The organism is Sphingopyxis sp. H053, assembly GCF_001468225.1.
Taxonomy (GTDB): domain Bacteria; phylum Pseudomonadota; class Alphaproteobacteria; order Sphingomonadales; family Sphingomonadaceae; genus Sphingopyxis.
The window spans coordinates 165,966-181,911 of record NZ_LNRU01000005.1; the positions used below are offsets into that span (position 1 = coordinate 165,966).

At 64.9% G+C, this 15,946-nt stretch carries 11 protein-coding genes and 2 tRNA genes; 6 read left to right on the forward strand and 7 right to left on the reverse strand.

What is annotated here, in order from left to right:
• Positions 1-70: 70 nt before the first annotated feature.
• Positions 71-147 (reverse strand) — tRNA-Asp (locus ATE70_RS11140).
• Positions 148-190: 43 nt separating this feature from the next.
• Positions 191-1,348 (reverse strand): AI-2E family transporter, encoded by a 1,158-nt coding sequence (locus tag ATE70_RS11145; protein WP_058538218.1) that lies wholly within the window; start codon positions 1,346-1,348, stop codon positions 191-193.
• A 238-nt stretch (positions 1,349-1,586) separates the two neighbouring features.
• Here ATE70_RS11145 and ATE70_RS11150 point away from each other — a divergent pair, with 238 nt between their 5' ends.
• From ATE70_RS11150 to ATE70_RS11165, 4 genes are all read left to right on the forward strand, one after another.
• Positions 1,587-2,588 carry a DUF11 domain-containing protein gene (locus ATE70_RS11150; protein ID WP_058537984.1) on the forward strand — a complete coding sequence of 334 codons (1,002 nt, stop codon included), beginning with the start codon at positions 1,587-1,589 and terminating at the stop codon, positions 2,586-2,588.
• 11 nt (positions 2,589-2,599) lie between these two features.
• Complete coding sequence (locus ATE70_RS11155; RefSeq protein ID WP_231732646.1) at positions 2,600-3,064, forward strand: hypothetical protein; 465 nt, start codon at positions 2,600-2,602, stop codon at positions 3,062-3,064.
• A gap of 74 nt (positions 3,065-3,138) precedes the next feature.
• The gene (locus ATE70_RS11160; protein ID WP_058537986.1) at positions 3,139-4,203 is read left to right on the forward strand and encodes a DUF11 domain-containing protein; all 1,065 of its coding nucleotides are present in this window, start codon (positions 3,139-3,141) and stop codon (positions 4,201-4,203) included.
• 97 nt (positions 4,204-4,300) lie between these two features.
• Positions 4,301-9,358 carry a DUF11 domain-containing protein gene (locus ATE70_RS11165; protein WP_231732879.1) on the forward strand — a complete coding sequence of 1,686 codons (5,058 nt, stop codon included), beginning with the start codon at positions 4,301-4,303 and terminating at the stop codon, positions 9,356-9,358.
• Positions 9,359-9,424: 66 nt separating this feature from the next.
• On the opposite strand, the gene ATE70_RS11170 is transcribed toward ATE70_RS11165, so the two are convergent.
• The 4 genes from ATE70_RS11170 to thyA form a co-directional block, all read right to left on the reverse strand.
• Positions 9,425-10,711, reverse strand: a complete 1,287-nt coding sequence (locus ATE70_RS11170) for a dihydrolipoamide acetyltransferase family protein (protein WP_058537988.1) — start codon at positions 10,709-10,711, stop codon at positions 9,425-9,427.
• 4 nt (positions 10,712-10,715) lie between these two features.
• Positions 10,716-11,720 carry an alpha-ketoacid dehydrogenase subunit beta gene (locus tag ATE70_RS11175; RefSeq protein WP_058538219.1) on the reverse strand — a complete coding sequence of 335 codons (1,005 nt, stop codon included), beginning with the start codon at positions 11,718-11,720 and terminating at the stop codon, positions 10,716-10,718.
• Between the two features lie 32 nt (positions 11,721-11,752).
• Positions 11,753-13,048 carry a 3-methyl-2-oxobutanoate dehydrogenase (2-methylpropanoyl-transferring) subunit alpha gene (locus ATE70_RS11180; protein WP_058537989.1) on the reverse strand — a complete coding sequence of 432 codons (1,296 nt, stop codon included), beginning with the start codon at positions 13,046-13,048 and terminating at the stop codon, positions 11,753-11,755.
• Positions 13,049-13,142: 94 nt separating this feature from the next.
• Positions 13,143-14,078: a thymidylate synthase gene (gene thyA / locus ATE70_RS11185; RefSeq protein ID WP_197411442.1), complete on the reverse strand. Its 936-nt coding sequence runs from the start codon at positions 14,076-14,078 to the stop codon at positions 13,143-13,145.
• On the opposite strand from thyA, the gene ATE70_RS11190 reads away from it, so the two are divergent.
• Both ATE70_RS11190 and ATE70_RS11195 read left to right on the forward strand, forming a co-directional pair.
• The gene (locus ATE70_RS11190) at positions 14,065-14,661 is read left to right on the forward strand and encodes a JAB domain-containing protein (protein ID WP_231732880.1); all 597 of its coding nucleotides are present in this window, start codon (positions 14,065-14,067) and stop codon (positions 14,659-14,661) included. The genes thyA and ATE70_RS11190 overlap by 14 nt on opposite strands.
• Before the next feature lie 107 nt (positions 14,662-14,768).
• Positions 14,769-14,845 (forward strand) — tRNA-Pro (locus tag ATE70_RS11195).
• Positions 14,846-15,027: 182 nt separating this feature from the next.
• On the opposite strand, the gene ATE70_RS11200 is transcribed toward ATE70_RS11195, so the two are convergent.
• Positions 15,028-15,903, reverse strand: coding sequence for an N-formylglutamate amidohydrolase (locus ATE70_RS11200; protein WP_058537990.1), 876 nt, complete (start codon positions 15,901-15,903; stop codon positions 15,028-15,030).
• Between the last annotated feature and the right edge of the window lie 43 nt (positions 15,904-15,946).

The window sequence follows — 15,946 nt, forward strand, 5'->3', positions numbered from 1 at the left end:
ATTTTTCCCGATTTCCAGTGATGGAATGGTCCCAAGACGCGGTGGCCATTCCGTCCGAAAATGGAAGGAATGGCGCGAGTGACGGGGCTCGAACCCGCGACCTCCGGCGTGACAGGCCGGCACTCTAACCAACTGAGCTACACCCGCGTGTGCTTGGGAGCCGCGCCAATATGGCGCTCGCCCCGACCTGTCAACCGTCGCTTTCCTCATGCGTGCGATTTAATCGATCGCGCACGTCGTCGGTCGTCGTCAAAGTACCATGTTCGAACAGGAAACCCGCCAGATCGGGGGTGCCGGTCGATGCGAGCACCGTTTGCAGGATGAGCAGCAGCGGCACGGCGAGCAACGCGCCCGGTGTCCCCCACACCCACCCCCAGAAACTGAGCGACACGAGAATCAGCAGCGGATTGATCGTCAGGCGCTTGCCGAGCACCAGCGGGGTGATCAGATTCGCCTCGACCAGATGGACGCCGATGAAGATCAGCGCGGGCAGCAGCGCGAGTCCGACGGCATCGAAGGTCATTAGTCCGCCGAGCCCGAGCAGCACCGCAGCAACGATCGGCCCCAGATAGGGCACGAAATTGCAGATGCTGACGATCCCGCCCCACATGAAGGGCGACGGCATTCCGAGCGCCCAGAGCAGGAGCGAGACGGTCAGGCCGAGAATCGCGTTGATCATCGTGATCGTCGCCAGATAGTCGGCGGTCGCATCGACGACATTCTGGATCACGCGTGCGGTCTGCATCGCGCCGTCGAAGCTGCCGCGACGCCGGATCGTGCCCTTGCGCAGCCGGGTCCAGCCCGACAGGAAGAAGAAGATCACGAGCACGGCAAAAAAGAGCTGGATCGCGGCGGCGGGCGCCGACGAGATGAAATAGTCGACGACCGATGTCGGCGCGGTTGCCGCCACGGCCTGCGCCGTTGCCTCGGTCCCGCTGGCCACCGACATCAGCGTGCGATCGACGAAGCGTTGCAGCGTCGAATAAAAATCGATCAGCGGCGCGAGATTACTCTGGATGCGCGGGATCGAATCGGGAAGCCGCGCGAACCAGCCTGTGGCGGGCACGACGATGATCGCGAGCGCCGCATTGATAATCGCCAGAAAGGCCGCAAGCGCAAGGAAAGCCGCGAGTGCCGACGGCAGTCCGCGCCGTTCGAGCCATTCGAGCAAGGGGACGAGTGCGATCGCAATGACGATCGCCGCGGTCAGCGGAAGGAAGAATTCGGCGCCCGCCTGCAGCGCGAAGGGCAGTATGAGACAGAAGCTGGCGCCAAAAAGCAGTGCCAGCGCCGCGAGAAGCCGGTCGCGGCGGAAATCGTCGATCTCGATCTGGTGCAGCGGATTGATGCGCGGCGGACGCCCATCCTTGCTGCCCCGCTCCTCCGCCACCCCTGCTCTCCTCGTTAACTGCCTCGTCTTACGCGACCTTTGGTTTCCGCGCCAGTCGGCCCGTTTTGCTACACACCTGACACAATCCCTGTCCCTATCTGGGTCAAAACGCGTCTTCCTTCCTGCTTTTTAACCAGAAATTACCCTTTATCGGCGACTGAAGGCTCCAAGGACCAACCTATTCGGAGTCAAAGTGATGATGATAGCGCCTGTGGGGGGCGCGAAGCATCGGCTTCTTCCCTCTTGTTCAATCATTGCCGTGCTGGCCGCGCTCGCGCTGTCGGCACAGGCTGAGGCCGCCGGCACACGCGCCGGCTCCACCATCAGCAATACCGCGAGCGCGAGCTTCGATACGGGCGGCGGCACGACGACGGTCGATTCGAACCGCGTCGACCTGCTCGTCGATGAACTGCTCGACGTCACGGTCGATTCGAGCAATCCCGCCGACGTTCCGACGACGCCCGGCGCGACGGGACAGCTGCTGACCTTTTCGGTCACCAACAACGGCAACGGTGTCGAAGCGTTCGGACTGACGACGATCGCGAACGCGGGCGGCGATAATTACGACCCCGCGGTCACGCAAATCTATCTCGATAACGGTGACGGCCTTTTCGACGCCGGCACCGACACACTCTATACGCCGGGCGCGAACGATCCGTCGCTGAGTCCCGACCAGAGCGTCACCGTCTTCGTCCTCGCGACGACGCCGGGCACCGTGGTCGACGGCAATCGCGGCATCGTCAGCCTCGTCGCGGCGGCCAAGACAGGCACCGGCGATCCCGGTGACAGCTTTGCCGGCCAGGGCGAAGGCGGCGGCGATGCCGTCGTCGGCTCGACCGGCGCCGATGGGCAGGATGCGGGAGCGTTTGTCGTTTCGGCCGCGACCGTCACGCTCGTCAAATCGGCGGTGGTTACCAATTCGCTGGGCACAACCGATCCGGTGCCGGGCGCGACGATCACCTATACGATCGTTGCCACCGTCGCGGGCAGCGGTTCGGTCATCGGCCTTGCGATCACCGACAATATTCCCGCGGACACCAGCTATGTGCCCGGCTCGATCACACTCGGCGGCAGCGGATTGTCCGATGCGGCCGACGCCGATGCCGGTGATTACAACGGCACGCGCGTCAATGTCGCGCTCGGCACCGTTGCCGGCGGCCAAACCCGCACCGTCACCTTCCAGACCAAGATCGATTGATGGAGATGCGTATGCGCACCGCCCTTTTCCTTTTGCTCGCCATGCTCGCACCCGGCCAGGCGTTCGCCGCGAACCAGGTTGCGCTCGACAATGCCGTGTTCGTCGAACGCGTATCGACCGACGCCCAAGGCAAGCAGCGGATATTGCTCGAAGAACCGAAAGTCGTCGTTCCCGGCGACCGGCTCGTTTTCGTGCTCAATTATCGCAACGCCGGCGCGCAGCCGGCGGACAAGTTCGTGATCACCAACCCGATGCCATCGGCGGTCCGCTTTGCGGACGCCGGCGACACGCGCCCCTTCGTTTCCGTGGATGGCGGCAAGCAGTGGGGACTGCTTGCCGACCTTTCGGTTCCGATGGAAGGCGGCTCGCGCCGCGCGGCGCAGCCCGCGGACGTCACGCACGTCCGCTGGGCTTTCCAGAAGCCGATCCCGGTCGGCGGCACGGGCAAGCTCATGTTTCGGGGAGTTGTCAAATAGCGAAGGCATAAAACCGCTTAACGGTTGCCAGCGGTGGGGAAACGGCAACCAACATAAAGCCCAGGAGCTCAGCTATGACCAGCAAGCTGACTTATATGGGTGCCGTCGGTCTGGCGTCGCTTTCGAGCGTCGCCGCCACGCCGGCTTTTGCCGCCGGAACGACCGCGGGCACCACGATCACCAATACCGCCACCGTCGATTATCAGGTCGGTGGCGTCACACAGGGACAGCAGTCGGCGTCGAACAATTTCACCGTCGACCGCAAGATCAACCTGCTTGTCGAAGAAGTCGGAACGGTCACGACCAATGTCGTGCCCGGGCAGACAAACGCCGTCACGACGTTTCAGCTGACCAACAGCTCGAACGAAGTGCTCGACTTCGCGCTCGTCGCGTCGCAGATCGTGGGCGGGACTGCCTCACACGGCGGCACCGACACGTTCAACGCCAATAACGTCCGGATTTACCGCGACAATACCGTGACCGGTACGGTCGGAAGCTGGGATGCGGGCGACACGCTGATCACGGCTTATGTCGACGAACTCGTCGTCGACACCGCGATTCGGCTGTTCGTCGTCTCCGATATCCCGGCTGGCCTCGCCAACAATGCGGTTGCCGGCGTGACGCTGCGTGCCACCGCGCGCGAAGGCGGGCTTGCCGGCACCCAGGGTGCCGCAATCACCGAGACCACGGGTGCGAACACCGCAGGCAAGGATACAGTCTTTGCCGATATCGCGGGCGTGGCTGGCGATGTCGCACGCGACGGCTCGCATAGCGATAACGACGACTATACGGTGCAGACGGCGACATTGACGGTCACCAAGGCCAGCCGCGTCATTTCGGATCCGTTCAACAATACGACGAATCCGAAGCTGATCCCGGGTGCCGTGGTCGAATATTGCATCGCCGTCGCCAACAGTGGTGGCGCTGCCGCGACCTCGGTGGTGATCAACGACCCGGTTCCGGGCCAGCTGACGTTCAATGCGGGCACGATCCTGCTGGGCGGCACGGTGACTAGCGGGACGTGTGACTTCAACGGCACCGCGGGCGGCAGTTACACGGCGCCGAACGTGTCGGGCACGATCGCGTCGATCGCCGCGGGCGCCGCAAGCACGCTCGTTTTCCGCGCAACGGTCAACTGATCGGATAACCGGTGGAGCAGCGGGTGCGGCCCAAAAACCGCCTCCCGCTGCTCCCTTCGGGGCTGTGATGGCACTCCGCACGAAATTTTCCGGCCTTGTGACCGCCCTGGTCGCAGCAGCGATGCTGCCTGCGATATCCACGGCGAACGCACAGGTGATCACGAACACGGCTTCGGCGCAGTGGACGCACGACGGGCAGCCCGGTCAGGCGCTGTCGAACCGCGTCGACGTGACGGTAACGGCGCGTCCGCCCGAGCCGCCGACGATCACCACCTATCGCCTGACAAATGGCAGCGGCAGTAAATCGGTGGCACTCGCGCCGACGCAGTGTAGCCGCCCCGCAGCGCGCAGCGCCACGAGTTCCATCGACCTCGGCGGCGTCTATGAGGGTATTTCGACCGCCCCCGCGTCGCTCCAAAGCACCAATAATTTCCGCGCCGGCGAAGTGCTGGTCGTCGGGGTCACGCTCGCATCGGCCAATGCCGATCCGCAGGCGCGTGACACCCTGCCCGTCGTCCTCGAGCTCGAAAATGGCGACCGCGAAGCGATCATCCTGACCGAGACCGCCAACAGCAGCGGCGAGTTCGTCGGCATCATCAACACGATCGGTGTTCCGCCCGCCGTGGTCGCGGGCGACTGTCGCCTGTCGGTCAATCCGGGCGCTCCCCTGGCACTGCGCGTCACCGATCAGGCGAACGCCAGCCTCGTCGCACTCGCGACGATCGACTTCCTCGTCGATCCGTTTGGCATCGTCTTCGACAGCGGCGACGGCGCGCCCGTTGCAGGAAGCCGCGTGACGATCGTCGACGCCGCGACCGGCCAGCCAGCGCAGGTGTTCGGCGACGATGGCATCTCGGCCTATCCGTCGAGCGTCGTCACCGGCCAGAGCGTCACCGATGCGGGCGGCACGACGTACAATTTCCCGCCGGGCGACTATCGCTTTCCCTTTGTCGCGTCGGGCACCTATCGCCTGATCGTCTCGCCGCCCGCGCCTTATACCGCGCCGTCGAAATCGAGCGCCGCCGATCTCGCGGGCCTGCGCCGTCCCGACGACGGCCAGCCGTTCACGATCACCGGCGCGAGCTATAGCAATGCCTTCACACTGAACAGTCCCGCGCCCGTTCGCGTCGACATTCCGGTTGATCAGCCGGGGCTGCCGCTGGTTCTGCGCAAGACGACCTCGACGCAGGTCGCGGTGCCCGGCGATGTAATCCAATATCGGATCGAGGTTGCCAACCGCGACACGCGCCGCAACACCGGCGCCGTAACCGTCCGCGATGTGCTGCCCGCGGGTATGCGCCTGCGCGCCGATACGGTGCGCGTCGATGGCGTGCGCGTGACCGCCGACGTCGCCGCCAACGGCCGCGAGTTCGCCGTCACCCTGCCCACTATCGCGGCATCGCGCTCGGTCCTTCTCACCTATCTGGCCGAAGTCATCGTGTCGGCGCAGCCGGGCAATGCGCTCAACCGCGCCACCGCCGCCGACAATCGCGGTTCGACGAGCAATATCGCCGAAGCGACGATTTCGATCAAACGCGACCAGCTCGGCGACCGAATGACGATCATCGGCCGCATCACCGACGGCGGTTGCAGCGTCGATCCGGGCAAGGCCGATGGCGTCATGGGCGTCCGAGTCATGCTGCAGGACGGCAGCTACACCGCCACCGACGAGGACGGCCGCTATCATTTCGAGGGCGTGCGCCCCGGCCTGCATGTCGTGCAGATCGACCCGTCGACGCTGCCGCTCGACCGCGCGGCGATCGACTGCGCGCGGTCGACGCAGAGCGCCGACAGCCCGATCTCGCGCTTCGTCGAAGGCCGCGGCGGTGCGCTTAAGCGCGCCGATTTCCGCGCCGTCGCGAGTGCCCCCCGCGCCGCGCCGGCCAAGGCAACCATCGAAGCGCGCAAGGTGCTGAGCGACCCCGACGCCGCCGGCGCCAACCGCGATTGGCTCGCGGGTCAGGCGCCCGGCATCGGCTGGCTCTTCCCCGACGCAGAGCACAACCCGCGCGCCAAGGCGATCCGCGCCGCGATCAAGCACGCGCCGGGACAGACGGTGTCGCTCCGCGTCAACGGCAGGCCCGCCGACGCGCTGACGTTCGAAGGCGTAAGCAAGTCGGCCGACGGCAGTGTCGCGGTCAGCCTGTGGCGCGGGCTTGAAATCCGCGAAGGCGAAAACCGTCTCGTCGCCGAAGTGAAGGACGCGAACGGCGTCACGATCGAAACGCTCGAACGAGGTGTCCATTATTCGATCACCCCGATGCGCGCGTCGCTGATCCGCGAAAAGTCGGTACTGGTCGCCGATGGCGTGACGCGCCCGGTGATCGCGGTGCGGCTGACCGATCGCGACGGCAAACCGATCCGCGCCGGGCTGACGGGCGATTTCAGCGTCCCCGCGCCATACTATCCCGCGGTCGAAGCCGATGCGCAGCAGGCGCGCCAGCTCGCTGGCCTCGAACGCGCGCAGCCGGTGTGGAAGATCGATGGCGACGACGGCATCGCCACTATCGAGCTCGAACCGACAACCGCGTCGGGCACGCTCGCGATGGATTTCACCTTCCGCGACGACAAGGTGACGCGCAAGCAGACGATCGAAACCTGGCTCGATCCGGGCAATCGCCCGTGGACCGTCGTCGGCTTTGCTGCGGGCACGGTTGGCTACAACACGCTGGGCGATCGGATGGAGCCGGTGGCCGAGACGCTTGACGATCTGAACGCCGATGCGCGCCTAGCGCTCTACGCAAAAGGCCGCGTGCGCGGCAAATGGCTGATGACGCTGGCGTACGACAGCGACAAGGACAAGGATGACACGCGGTTCGGCGGCGTGATCGATCCGCGTGCCTATTACACCATCTACGCCGACCGCAACGAGACGCGCTACGACGCCGCTTCGGTGCGCAAGCTCTACCTGCGCCTCGAACGCCCGCAGTTCTATGCGATGTTCGGCGATATCGAGACGGGGATTTCGGAACCCGAACTCGCCCGCTACCAGCGCGCGCTCAACGGCGGCAAGGCCGAGTATCGCGGCCGCAATGTCGCCGCGACAGCGTTCGTCGCCGACACGCCGTACCGTTTCCGCCGCGACGAGATTCAGGGCAATGGCCTCACCGGCCCCTATCAGCTTGGCGCCAAGGACATATTGCCGAACAGCGAGCGGATCCTCATCGAGACGCGCGACCGGCTGCACAGCGAACGCATCGTCGACAGCGTAAGCCTGTCGCGCCACGTCGATTACGACATCGACTATCTGTCGGGCACGATCCGCTTCCGCGAGCCTGTCCTCAGCCGCTCGTCGAACCTCGATCCGCAATTCATCGTTGCCGAATATGAGGTCGACGGGGTCGGCCAGCGTGTGCTCAACGCGGGCGGCCGTGTCAGCTATCAGTCGAATGACGAGAAACTGCGCGTCGGCGCGACCTTCATCCACGACGAGGATGGCAACGCCAAGACCAACCTCGGCGGCGTCGATGCACGCTATCGCCCCACCATCGCAACCGAGGTTCGCGCCGAACTCGCGGTCAGCGACGCCAAAGCGACCAACGGCAGCACCGCGGCCGGTGGCACTGCGAAGGCATGGCTGGTCGAGGCCGAGCATCACAGCAGCAACGCCGATTTCCTCGCCTATGTCCGCGAACGCGAGGCGGGTTTCGGCACCGGCCAGCTCAACAGCAGCGAGAATGGCACGCGCAAATTCGGTTTCGATGCGCGGCTGAAAGCCGGACGCAACCTGTCGGTGACCGGCAGCGCGTGGCAGGAAGATTATCTCGACACCAATGCGCGTCGCCGCGCGGCGCGCGCGCTCGTCGAATATGACAATGGTACCAGCGTGGCGCGCGCCGGGCTGACGCATGCCGACGATCGCCTGACCGATGGCAGCCGCAATCGCTCGAACATCGTCCAGCTCGGCGCGACGCAGCGGCTGATGGGCAAGCGCCTCGAACTCGACGCGCAGACCGAATTCGCGCTCGGCGGCAAGGATGCGAGTATCGATTTCCCGACGCGTCACCGCCTCGGCGCGCGCTACGCGATCAATCGCGACGTCAATCTGGTTGGCAGCTACGAGATCGCCGACGGCGACACGATCAAGGCACGCACCGCGCGGCTGGGTTTCGACCTGACGCCTTGGTCGGGTGCGCGACTGCTCGCGACCGCAAACCAGCAGGAAATCGGCGAATATGGCCCGCGCAGCTTTGCTGCCTATGGCCTGTCGCAATCGCTGAAGCTCGGCGAACGCTGGTCGGTCGATGTCTCGGTCGACGGCAATCGCGCCATCGGCGGTATCCGCGCGCGCGACGTGCTCAACACCGAGCAGCCCGTCGCATCAGGCGGTTTCCTGGGCGGCAATGGCACACTGACCGAAGATTTCCTCGCGATCAGCACCGGCGCCACATACCGCGCCGACCGCTGGACGCTCACCGGCCGCGCCGAGTATCGCGATGGCGAGATCGCCAATCGCTATGGCTTGACGCTCGGCGGGCTCCGCCAGCTCGGCGAGGGCCGCGCGCTCGGCGCGCTCTTCACCTATGCAAAGGCGAGCGGCAGCGGCACGATGCCGACGACCGAGGTCATCAATTTCGAAATGAGCTGGGCGCATCGCCCCGCGGCTTCGCGGATTTCGTGGCTCAACAAGAGCGAGTTCCGTTCGGACAAGGTTCGCGATGCCGTCGCGGGTCAGGCCGGCCCGATCGGCGGCACGCTGACGATCGACGGCGACGCGACGAGCCGCCGCCTGCTCAACAGCCTGTCGGTGAACTGGGCGCCGCTCGGCGACCGCGGGTTCGGCGACGGCTGGTACGAACGCGCCGAAATCGGCTTCTTCTGGGGCACGCGCTATAATTTCGACCGCTTCGGCGCGGACGATGTGAAGGGATGGTCGAACCTGATCGGCGCCGACTTCCGCTTCAACCTTGGCGAACATGTCGATGCCGGTGTGTCGGGCACCGTGCGTGTCGGCACCGACGCCGATACCGTCAGCTGGGCGGGCGGCCCGACACTGACGCTGGCGCCGATGAAGAATGCAAACATCACCTTTGGCTATAATTTCGCGGGTTTCCACGACCGCGATTTCGAGGACGCGCGCTTCTCGCGCTCGGGCGCTTACGTGACTTTCAAGCTGAAGTTCGACCAGACGAGTTTTCAAGGGCTGGGGCTGTAACCCCGTCCCGCGGGGCGAAGCAATCCGGGGCGCGCGTCCACCGCCTCGGATTGCTTCGTCGCTATCTTAGTCCGCAAACAGCAGGACCGGCGTTTCGACCAGCTTCTTGAGCGCTTGCACATAGCTCGCCGCGTCCCAGCCATCGACGACGCGGTGGTCGCAGCTGATGGACAGGTTCATGAGCTTTGCTCTGCGGATTTCGTCGCCGTCGAAGACGGGGCGCTCGACGATCTTGTTCGGGCCGATGATCGCGACTTCGGGGCGGTTGATCACCGGGGTGGTTGCGATGCCGCCGAGCGGGCCCAAGGAGGTGACGGTCAGCGTGCCGCCGGTCAGTTCCTCGACTTTCGCCTTGCCGGTGCGCGCGGCTTCGGCGAGGCGGGTGATCTCGCTCGCGAGCTGCCAGACATTCTTGTCCTGCGCGTCGCGGATGACGGGGACCATCAGCCCCGCGTCGGTCTGCGTCGCCATGCCGAGATGCACCGCGCCATAGCGCGTCACCACGCCGCCCTCATCGTCGTAGCGCGCGTTGATCATCGGGAATTGCGGGATCGTGCGGCAGATCGCGACGATCAGGAAGGGCAGCATCGTCAGCTTCGGACGGCCGCCGCGGTTGGCGTTCAAATCGGCGCGCATCTCTTCGAGCGCGGTGACGTCCATTTCCTCGACATAGGTGAAATGCGGGATCGCGCGTTTCGACGCCGCCATATTCTCGGCGATCTTGCGGCGCATGCCGATGACCTTGATCGGGTCATCGGCGCGCGCGCGGCTGGCACCGGGGGTGTGATAGCCCTGCCCGCCGCTGTAGCGGAGGAAGGCGTCGAGATCGGCATGGCGTATGCGGTCGCCTTCGGCCTGAACCTGCGAGAGGTCGACGCCGAGATCCTTGGCGCGGGCGCGGACCGCGGGAGATGCGAGCACAGCCCGGCTATGATCCGCCACAGCGGCGACGGGCGCGGGCGCCGGTGCCGGAGCGGGCGTCGGCGCGGGAGCTGCAACGGGCGCAGGCGCGGCGACCTCGGCCACCGAAATCTCTTCGGCACCCGGCGTTTCCGCCACGATTTCCTGTTCGACCGGCGTGTCCGCGGGCGGCGCTTCGACATCGCCGTCGCCATCGGTTTCGATCACCGCCAGCGTCGATCCGATCGGGATCAGGTCGCCGACCTCGCCAGCCAGTTCGACGACGATCCCCGAAACGGGCGATTCCATTTCGACGGTCGCCTTGTCGGTCATCATATCGGCGAGCTGCGCGTCTTCCTCGACGCGCTCGCCGATCTTGACGTGCCAGGCGACGATTTCGGCCTCGGCGATGCCTTCGCCGATGTCGGGCAGACGGAATGAATAACGGGCCATGGCGTCAGTCCTTCAAGATCTTGGTCAGCGCGGTCGCGATGCGCACCGGGCCGGGGAAATAGGCCCATTCGAGGCTATGCGGATAAGGCGTGTCGAAGCCGGTCACACGTTCGACCGGCGCCTCAAGATGATAGAAGCAGCGTTCCTGCACCAGTGCGGCAAGTTCGGCGCCGAAACCCGAGGTACGCGTCGCTTCGTGGATGATCAGGCAGCGGCCGGTTTTTTTCACCGAGGTTTCGATCGCGTCGATATCGAGCGGCAGCAAGGTGCGCAGGTCGATGATCTCGGCATCGATGCCCATTTCCTCGACGATCGTCTTGGTCACATGGACCATCGTGCCATAGACGAGGATAGTAAGTGCCTCGCCAGCGCGCACCGTCGCGGCCTTGCCGAGTTCGATACGATAATAATCTTCGGGCACCGCGCTCGCGTCATGCTTCGACCAGGGTTCGACCGGGCGGTCATAATAGCCGCTGAACGGGCCGTTGTAGATACGCTTGGGTTCGAGGAAAACGACGGGGTCGTTGTCCTCGATCGCCGCGATCAGCAGGCCCTTGGCGTCATAGGGGTTCGACGGGATCACCGTCTTCACACCGCAGATGTGCGTCATGATGCTTTCGGGCGACTGGCTGTGCGTCTGGCCGCCGAAGATGCCCCCCCCAAAAGGAGTACGCACCGTCATCGGACAGATGAAGTCGGCCGCCGAACGATAACGCAAGCGCGCCGCTTCGCTGACGAGCTGGTCGAGCCCCGGGTAGATATAGTCGGCGAACTGGATTTCGGGGACCGGGCGCAGGCCATAAGCGCCCATGCCGACCGCGACGCCGATGATGCCGCATTCGTTGATCGGCGTGTCGAACACGCGGGTCTTGCCATGTTTCTTCTGCAGGCCCGCGGTCGCGCGGAACACGCCGCCGAAGAAGCCGACGTCCTCGCCCATCACGACCATGTTCGGGTCGCGTTCGAGCATGACGTCCATGGCGCTGTTGATCGCCTCGATCATGTTCATGGTCTTGGTCGCGGTTTGGGTCTCGGCGCTCATCATTCGGGCTTCCAGTTGGGGCCGAACTTGGCCTCTTGCTCGGCGAGCATCTGTGCGCATTGTTCCTTGAGGTGCCAGGGCAGCTCCTCGAACACATCGTCGAACATCGTCTCGAACGGCTGGTGCATGCCATGACCGAGGATACCGAGCTTTTCCGACTGTTTCTGCGTCGTCTTGACCAGCTCGTCGAGTTCCCTCGCCTGCGCCTCGTGGCGTTCGGCATCCCATTCGCCGAGCGTTTCGAGATGCTGGCGCAGCCGTGCGATCGGGTCGCCGAGCGGCCAGGCGGTCGCCTCGTCGGCGGGGCGATAGGCGCTCGGATCGTCCGAGGTGCTGTGGCCTTCGCTGCGATAGGTGAAATGCTCGATCAAAGTCGGGCCGTTGTTCGTTCGCGCACGATCCGCGGCCCACTGCGTCGCGGCATAAACCGCGAGCGGATCATTGCCGTCGATGCGCAGCCCCGCGATGCCATAACCCACCGCGCGTGCCGCGAAGGTCGTGCGCTCGCCGCCGGCGAAGCCCGAGAAGCTAGAGATCGCCCACTGATTGTTCACGACGTTGAAGATGACCGGGGCGTTATAAACGGTCGCAAAGGTCAGCGCCGAGTGGAAGTCGCCCTCGGCCGACGAGCCCTCGCCGCACCAGACGGTCGCGATACGGCTGTCGCCCTTCGACGCCGAGGCCATCGCCCAGCCCACCGCCTGCGGATATTGCGTCGCGAGATTGCCCGACACGCTGAAGAAACCATGCTCGGGCGCCGAATACATGATCGGCAGCTGGCGCCCCATCAGGTGATCGCCGCGGTTCGAGTAGATCTGGTTCATCATCTGGATCAGCGGATAGTCGCGCGCGATCAATATGCCCTGCTGGCGATAGCTGGGGAAGCACATGTCGCCGCGATCGATCGCCATCGTCGAGGCGACCGAGGTCGCTTCTTCGCCGGTACACTTCATATAGAAGCTGGTCTTGCCCTGCCGCTGCGCACGGAACATGCGGTCGTCGAAAGCGCGGGTGAGCATCATGTAGCGCAGCATCGTGCGCAGCCGCTCGGGCGACAGCTTCGGATCCCACTGCCCCTTCGCCTGCCCGTCGAAATCGAGGACGCGGACGAGGCCATAGCTGAGCTCGCGCATCGCATCGGGCTTGGTCGCTTCGCTCGGGCGCGGGGTCGCTTCGACCGCGGGAACTTCGATATCGCCAAAGTCCGGGGTATCGCCGGGGCGATAGCGCGGTTCGGGGATATGAAGCGACAGCGGCGGCAAATTGCTCGCCGGGCGCTGAGGCGTCTCAGGCATATCTTCTTCCCTTTGAAGGCGCGAATCGGCGCCTAGTTATATTTCAACGTGGCGACATATTATTACGGTAGCCATACGAATGCAACGGCGGCCATCAGACCGCGACAGGCGCGGAAATATGCGCTTGCGGCGCATAATCCTCGACTGCGAAATCCTCGAACCGATAGTCGAAAATGCTCGAAGGGCGGCGAAGGATGCGCAGCTTCGGCGCGCCATCCGGAACGCGCGACAGCTGCTGTTCGACCAGCTCGGCGTGGTTCAGGTAGAGATGCACGTCGCCGCCGGTCCAGACGAGCTCATGGGCGTGAAGCCCCGCTTGATCGGCAACCATCCGCGTGAGGAGCGCCGCTTCGAAGACATTGAAGGCAAAGCCCAGGCCAAGATCGCACGAGCGCTGGAACAGCAGGCACGACAGGCCGCCATCGCTGCGGACATGAAACTGGTAGGTCATGTGGCATGGCGGCAGCGCCATGCGATCGAGGTCGGCAACGTTCCAGCCGGTGAAGATGTGCCGCCGCGACCCGGGGTTATTCTTCAGCGAATCGATCAGCGCCGCAATCTGGTTGTGTCCTTGGCTTGCGCGGCGAAAGAGCCCCTCGCCCGCCGGCTCGTAGCGTGGCCAGTTGACCCACTGGTGACCATAGACGGGGCCGAGGTCGCCCCACACTCCTGCGAAATCCTCATCCGCGACGATCCGCGCCTCGAATTCCGCAGCGCTGATCGCCTCGCCGGTCGCGCGGCGATATTTGTCGAGCGGCCAGTCGGTCCATATCTTCACGCCCTGCGAAACGAGCGACCGGATATTGGTGTCACCGGTCAGGAACCACAGCAGTTCGCGCAGCCCCGTCTTCCAATAGACGCGCTTGGTCGTGAGCAACGGAATCGCATCGTCCTTCAGCGAGAATCGCATCGTCTCGCCAAATAGCGAGCGCGTGCCGACGCCGGTGCGGTCGACGCGCTCGTCGCCCTCGACCCAGATGCGGCGCATCAGGTCCAGATATTGCAGTTCATAATGGATGGAATCAGGCAAGACTCGGCTCCCGGTTTTGTCTCTCGGTGCTAGGCTTCGTGCCGCGAGGGGACAAGGGAGCAACATGGGGAGCAATATCGCCGGCGGCACAAAGCCTCCGATGCGGGGCAGTCGCCCGTTGGGAATCGCGCAGCCTGAGCGCATGGGAACGGCGATGACCCTGTTCGAACCCCTCGGCAAAGCGCCGGATCCGTCGGCGCTGGCCGGCTTTGTGCCGTGCCCGCTTGAGGATGATTTCGCGCGCCTGTTGCTGCGCCCGATGTTCGATGACGAGCGCGAAACCCTGCTCCTTGCCGCATTCGACGCCTTCGAACGCCTTGTTCGGCTCGAACGCGTCGACGGGGATAGCTCGGGCCGCTGCGTCATCCCGCCGCGCGCTTGGCGCACGCTTTTGGACGGCGGCGTTGCGACAGTCGTCCTGGCGCACAACCATCCGTCCGGCACGCCCTGGCCGAGCGATGCCGACATCGGCGCAACGCACGATGCCGCGCTTTTCCTGCGGACCATGGGCATCGATCTGGTCGATCATCTGATTTTCGTTGCGGATGGTCATTTCAGCTTTCGAACTGCCGAAATGATGTAATCGCGGCAATCGCATTGAATGTGCCGATTGGCGCTTGAAGTTCGCAAATTGCGCGTCTAGAGGACCGCCCTGCCTTCGCGGCGACCCCGGTCGGCGCGCAGATCGGTCGGGGAGTAGCTCAGCCTGGTAGAGCACTGTCTTCGGGAGGCAGGGGCCGGAGGTTCGAATCCTCTCTCCCCGACCAATTTCTTGCATATTGCAGATTCTGCACCGTCTCTTCTTGTAAGTCGGCGCGCAACATCCTAAATCTCTTCTACGCCGCCGTGGTTTTCCCCCTTTCCATCGCGGCGAGTGTCCCGTCATCACTGACGCGGACGCGTCCTCCCTGGACCCTGGCCACCTCGTACTTCGGTACGAGGTGGTTTTTTATTCAGCAGCTTGCGCGAATATTTCAGCGCCCTGTCGGGCATATCCCGCTTCAGCGACAAGATTCGAGAACCAGCGCGCCAGCCGCGCGATACGAGCCGTGTCGGGCAAGCGCTCCGCCGTCAGATAGAGGCTGCGGTCGATTTCGATCTGCACCGCGTGGACGGCGTGCGCCGGGCGGCCGTGCGTTCGGATGATATGACCGCCGGCATAGGGCTGATTGCGCGCGACGGGCTCGTTCAATCGTTCGGCCGATGCCACCGCGAGGTCGATCAGCCAATCGCCCGCGGTTTCGCCAAAACGATCGCCGATAATGATTCGCGCGCCGTGCCCCGGCTGGCCGGCCGGAATCGGCGGCATCGAATGGAGATCGATCAATATCGCATGGCCATGTTCATCGCGCGCCGCGGTCAACGCGTCGGCGAGGGCGGCGTGGTACGGCCGGTGGAAGGATTCGAGGCGCCATTCCAGCGCCGCGCCGTCGATCGGCCGCTTCCATAGCGGACCGCAATCGGCGAGTCGCGTCGGCACGACGCCAAGCCCTGCCCGCTCCTTGCGCCCCGGCGCCGAAAATTGCGCGCGCAGCGGCATGGCAACCTCGCCGGGCGCCATCTGCCCTTCGCCGCGATTGAGGTCGGCGACGGCGCGCGCCCACAGCGCGTGGACAACCGTCGCGCCGGCGTCGGCGGCGCCGGCCGCGATCAGGTCGCACCAGCTGTCTTCGAGTCGTTCGAGGTGCGGCCGGTCGACCCGCGCCGCGCTCAATATCTCGGGCGGATAGATGCGTCCCGCGTGCGGCACCGACACGACGACGGGGCCACTCGCCGCGGGCCGGTTGACAGCGATGGCGGCGGGCGAGATGGTGCGGGACGGCATAAGCGATGGGTGGCAAAAAAAGCGGGACGAATCCAGCGCCGCG

Excerpts from the sequence above, each read along its gene's own strand:
- ATE70_RS11150 (WP_058537984.1), top strand. The coding sequence starts at position 1,587 with ATGATGATAGCGCCTGTGGGGGGCGCGAAGCATCGGCTTCTTCCCTCT.
- ATE70_RS11155 (WP_231732646.1), top strand. The coding sequence starts at position 2,600 with ATGCGCACCGCCCTTTTCCTTTTGCTCGCCATGCTCGCACCCGGCCAG.
- ATE70_RS11160 (WP_058537986.1), top strand. The coding sequence starts at position 3,139 with ATGACCAGCAAGCTGACTTATATGGGTGCCGTCGGTCTGGCGTCGCTT.
- ATE70_RS11170 (WP_058537988.1), bottom strand. The coding sequence starts at position 10,711 with ATGGCCCGTTATTCATTCCGTCTGCCCGACATCGGCGAAGGCATCGCC.
- ATE70_RS11175 (WP_058538219.1), bottom strand. The coding sequence starts at position 11,720 with ATGAACATGATCGAGGCGATCAACAGCGCCATGGACGTCATGCTCGAA.
- ATE70_RS11180 (WP_058537989.1), bottom strand. The coding sequence starts at position 13,048 with ATGCCTGAGACGCCTCAGCGCCCGGCGAGCAATTTGCCGCCGCTGTCG.
- ATE70_RS11190 (WP_231732880.1), top strand. The coding sequence starts at position 14,065 with ATGGAATCAGGCAAGACTCGGCTCCCGGTTTTGTCTCTCGGTGCTAGG.
- ATE70_RS11200 (WP_058537990.1), bottom strand. The coding sequence starts at position 15,903 with ATGCCGTCCCGCACCATCTCGCCCGCCGCCATCGCTGTCAACCGGCCC.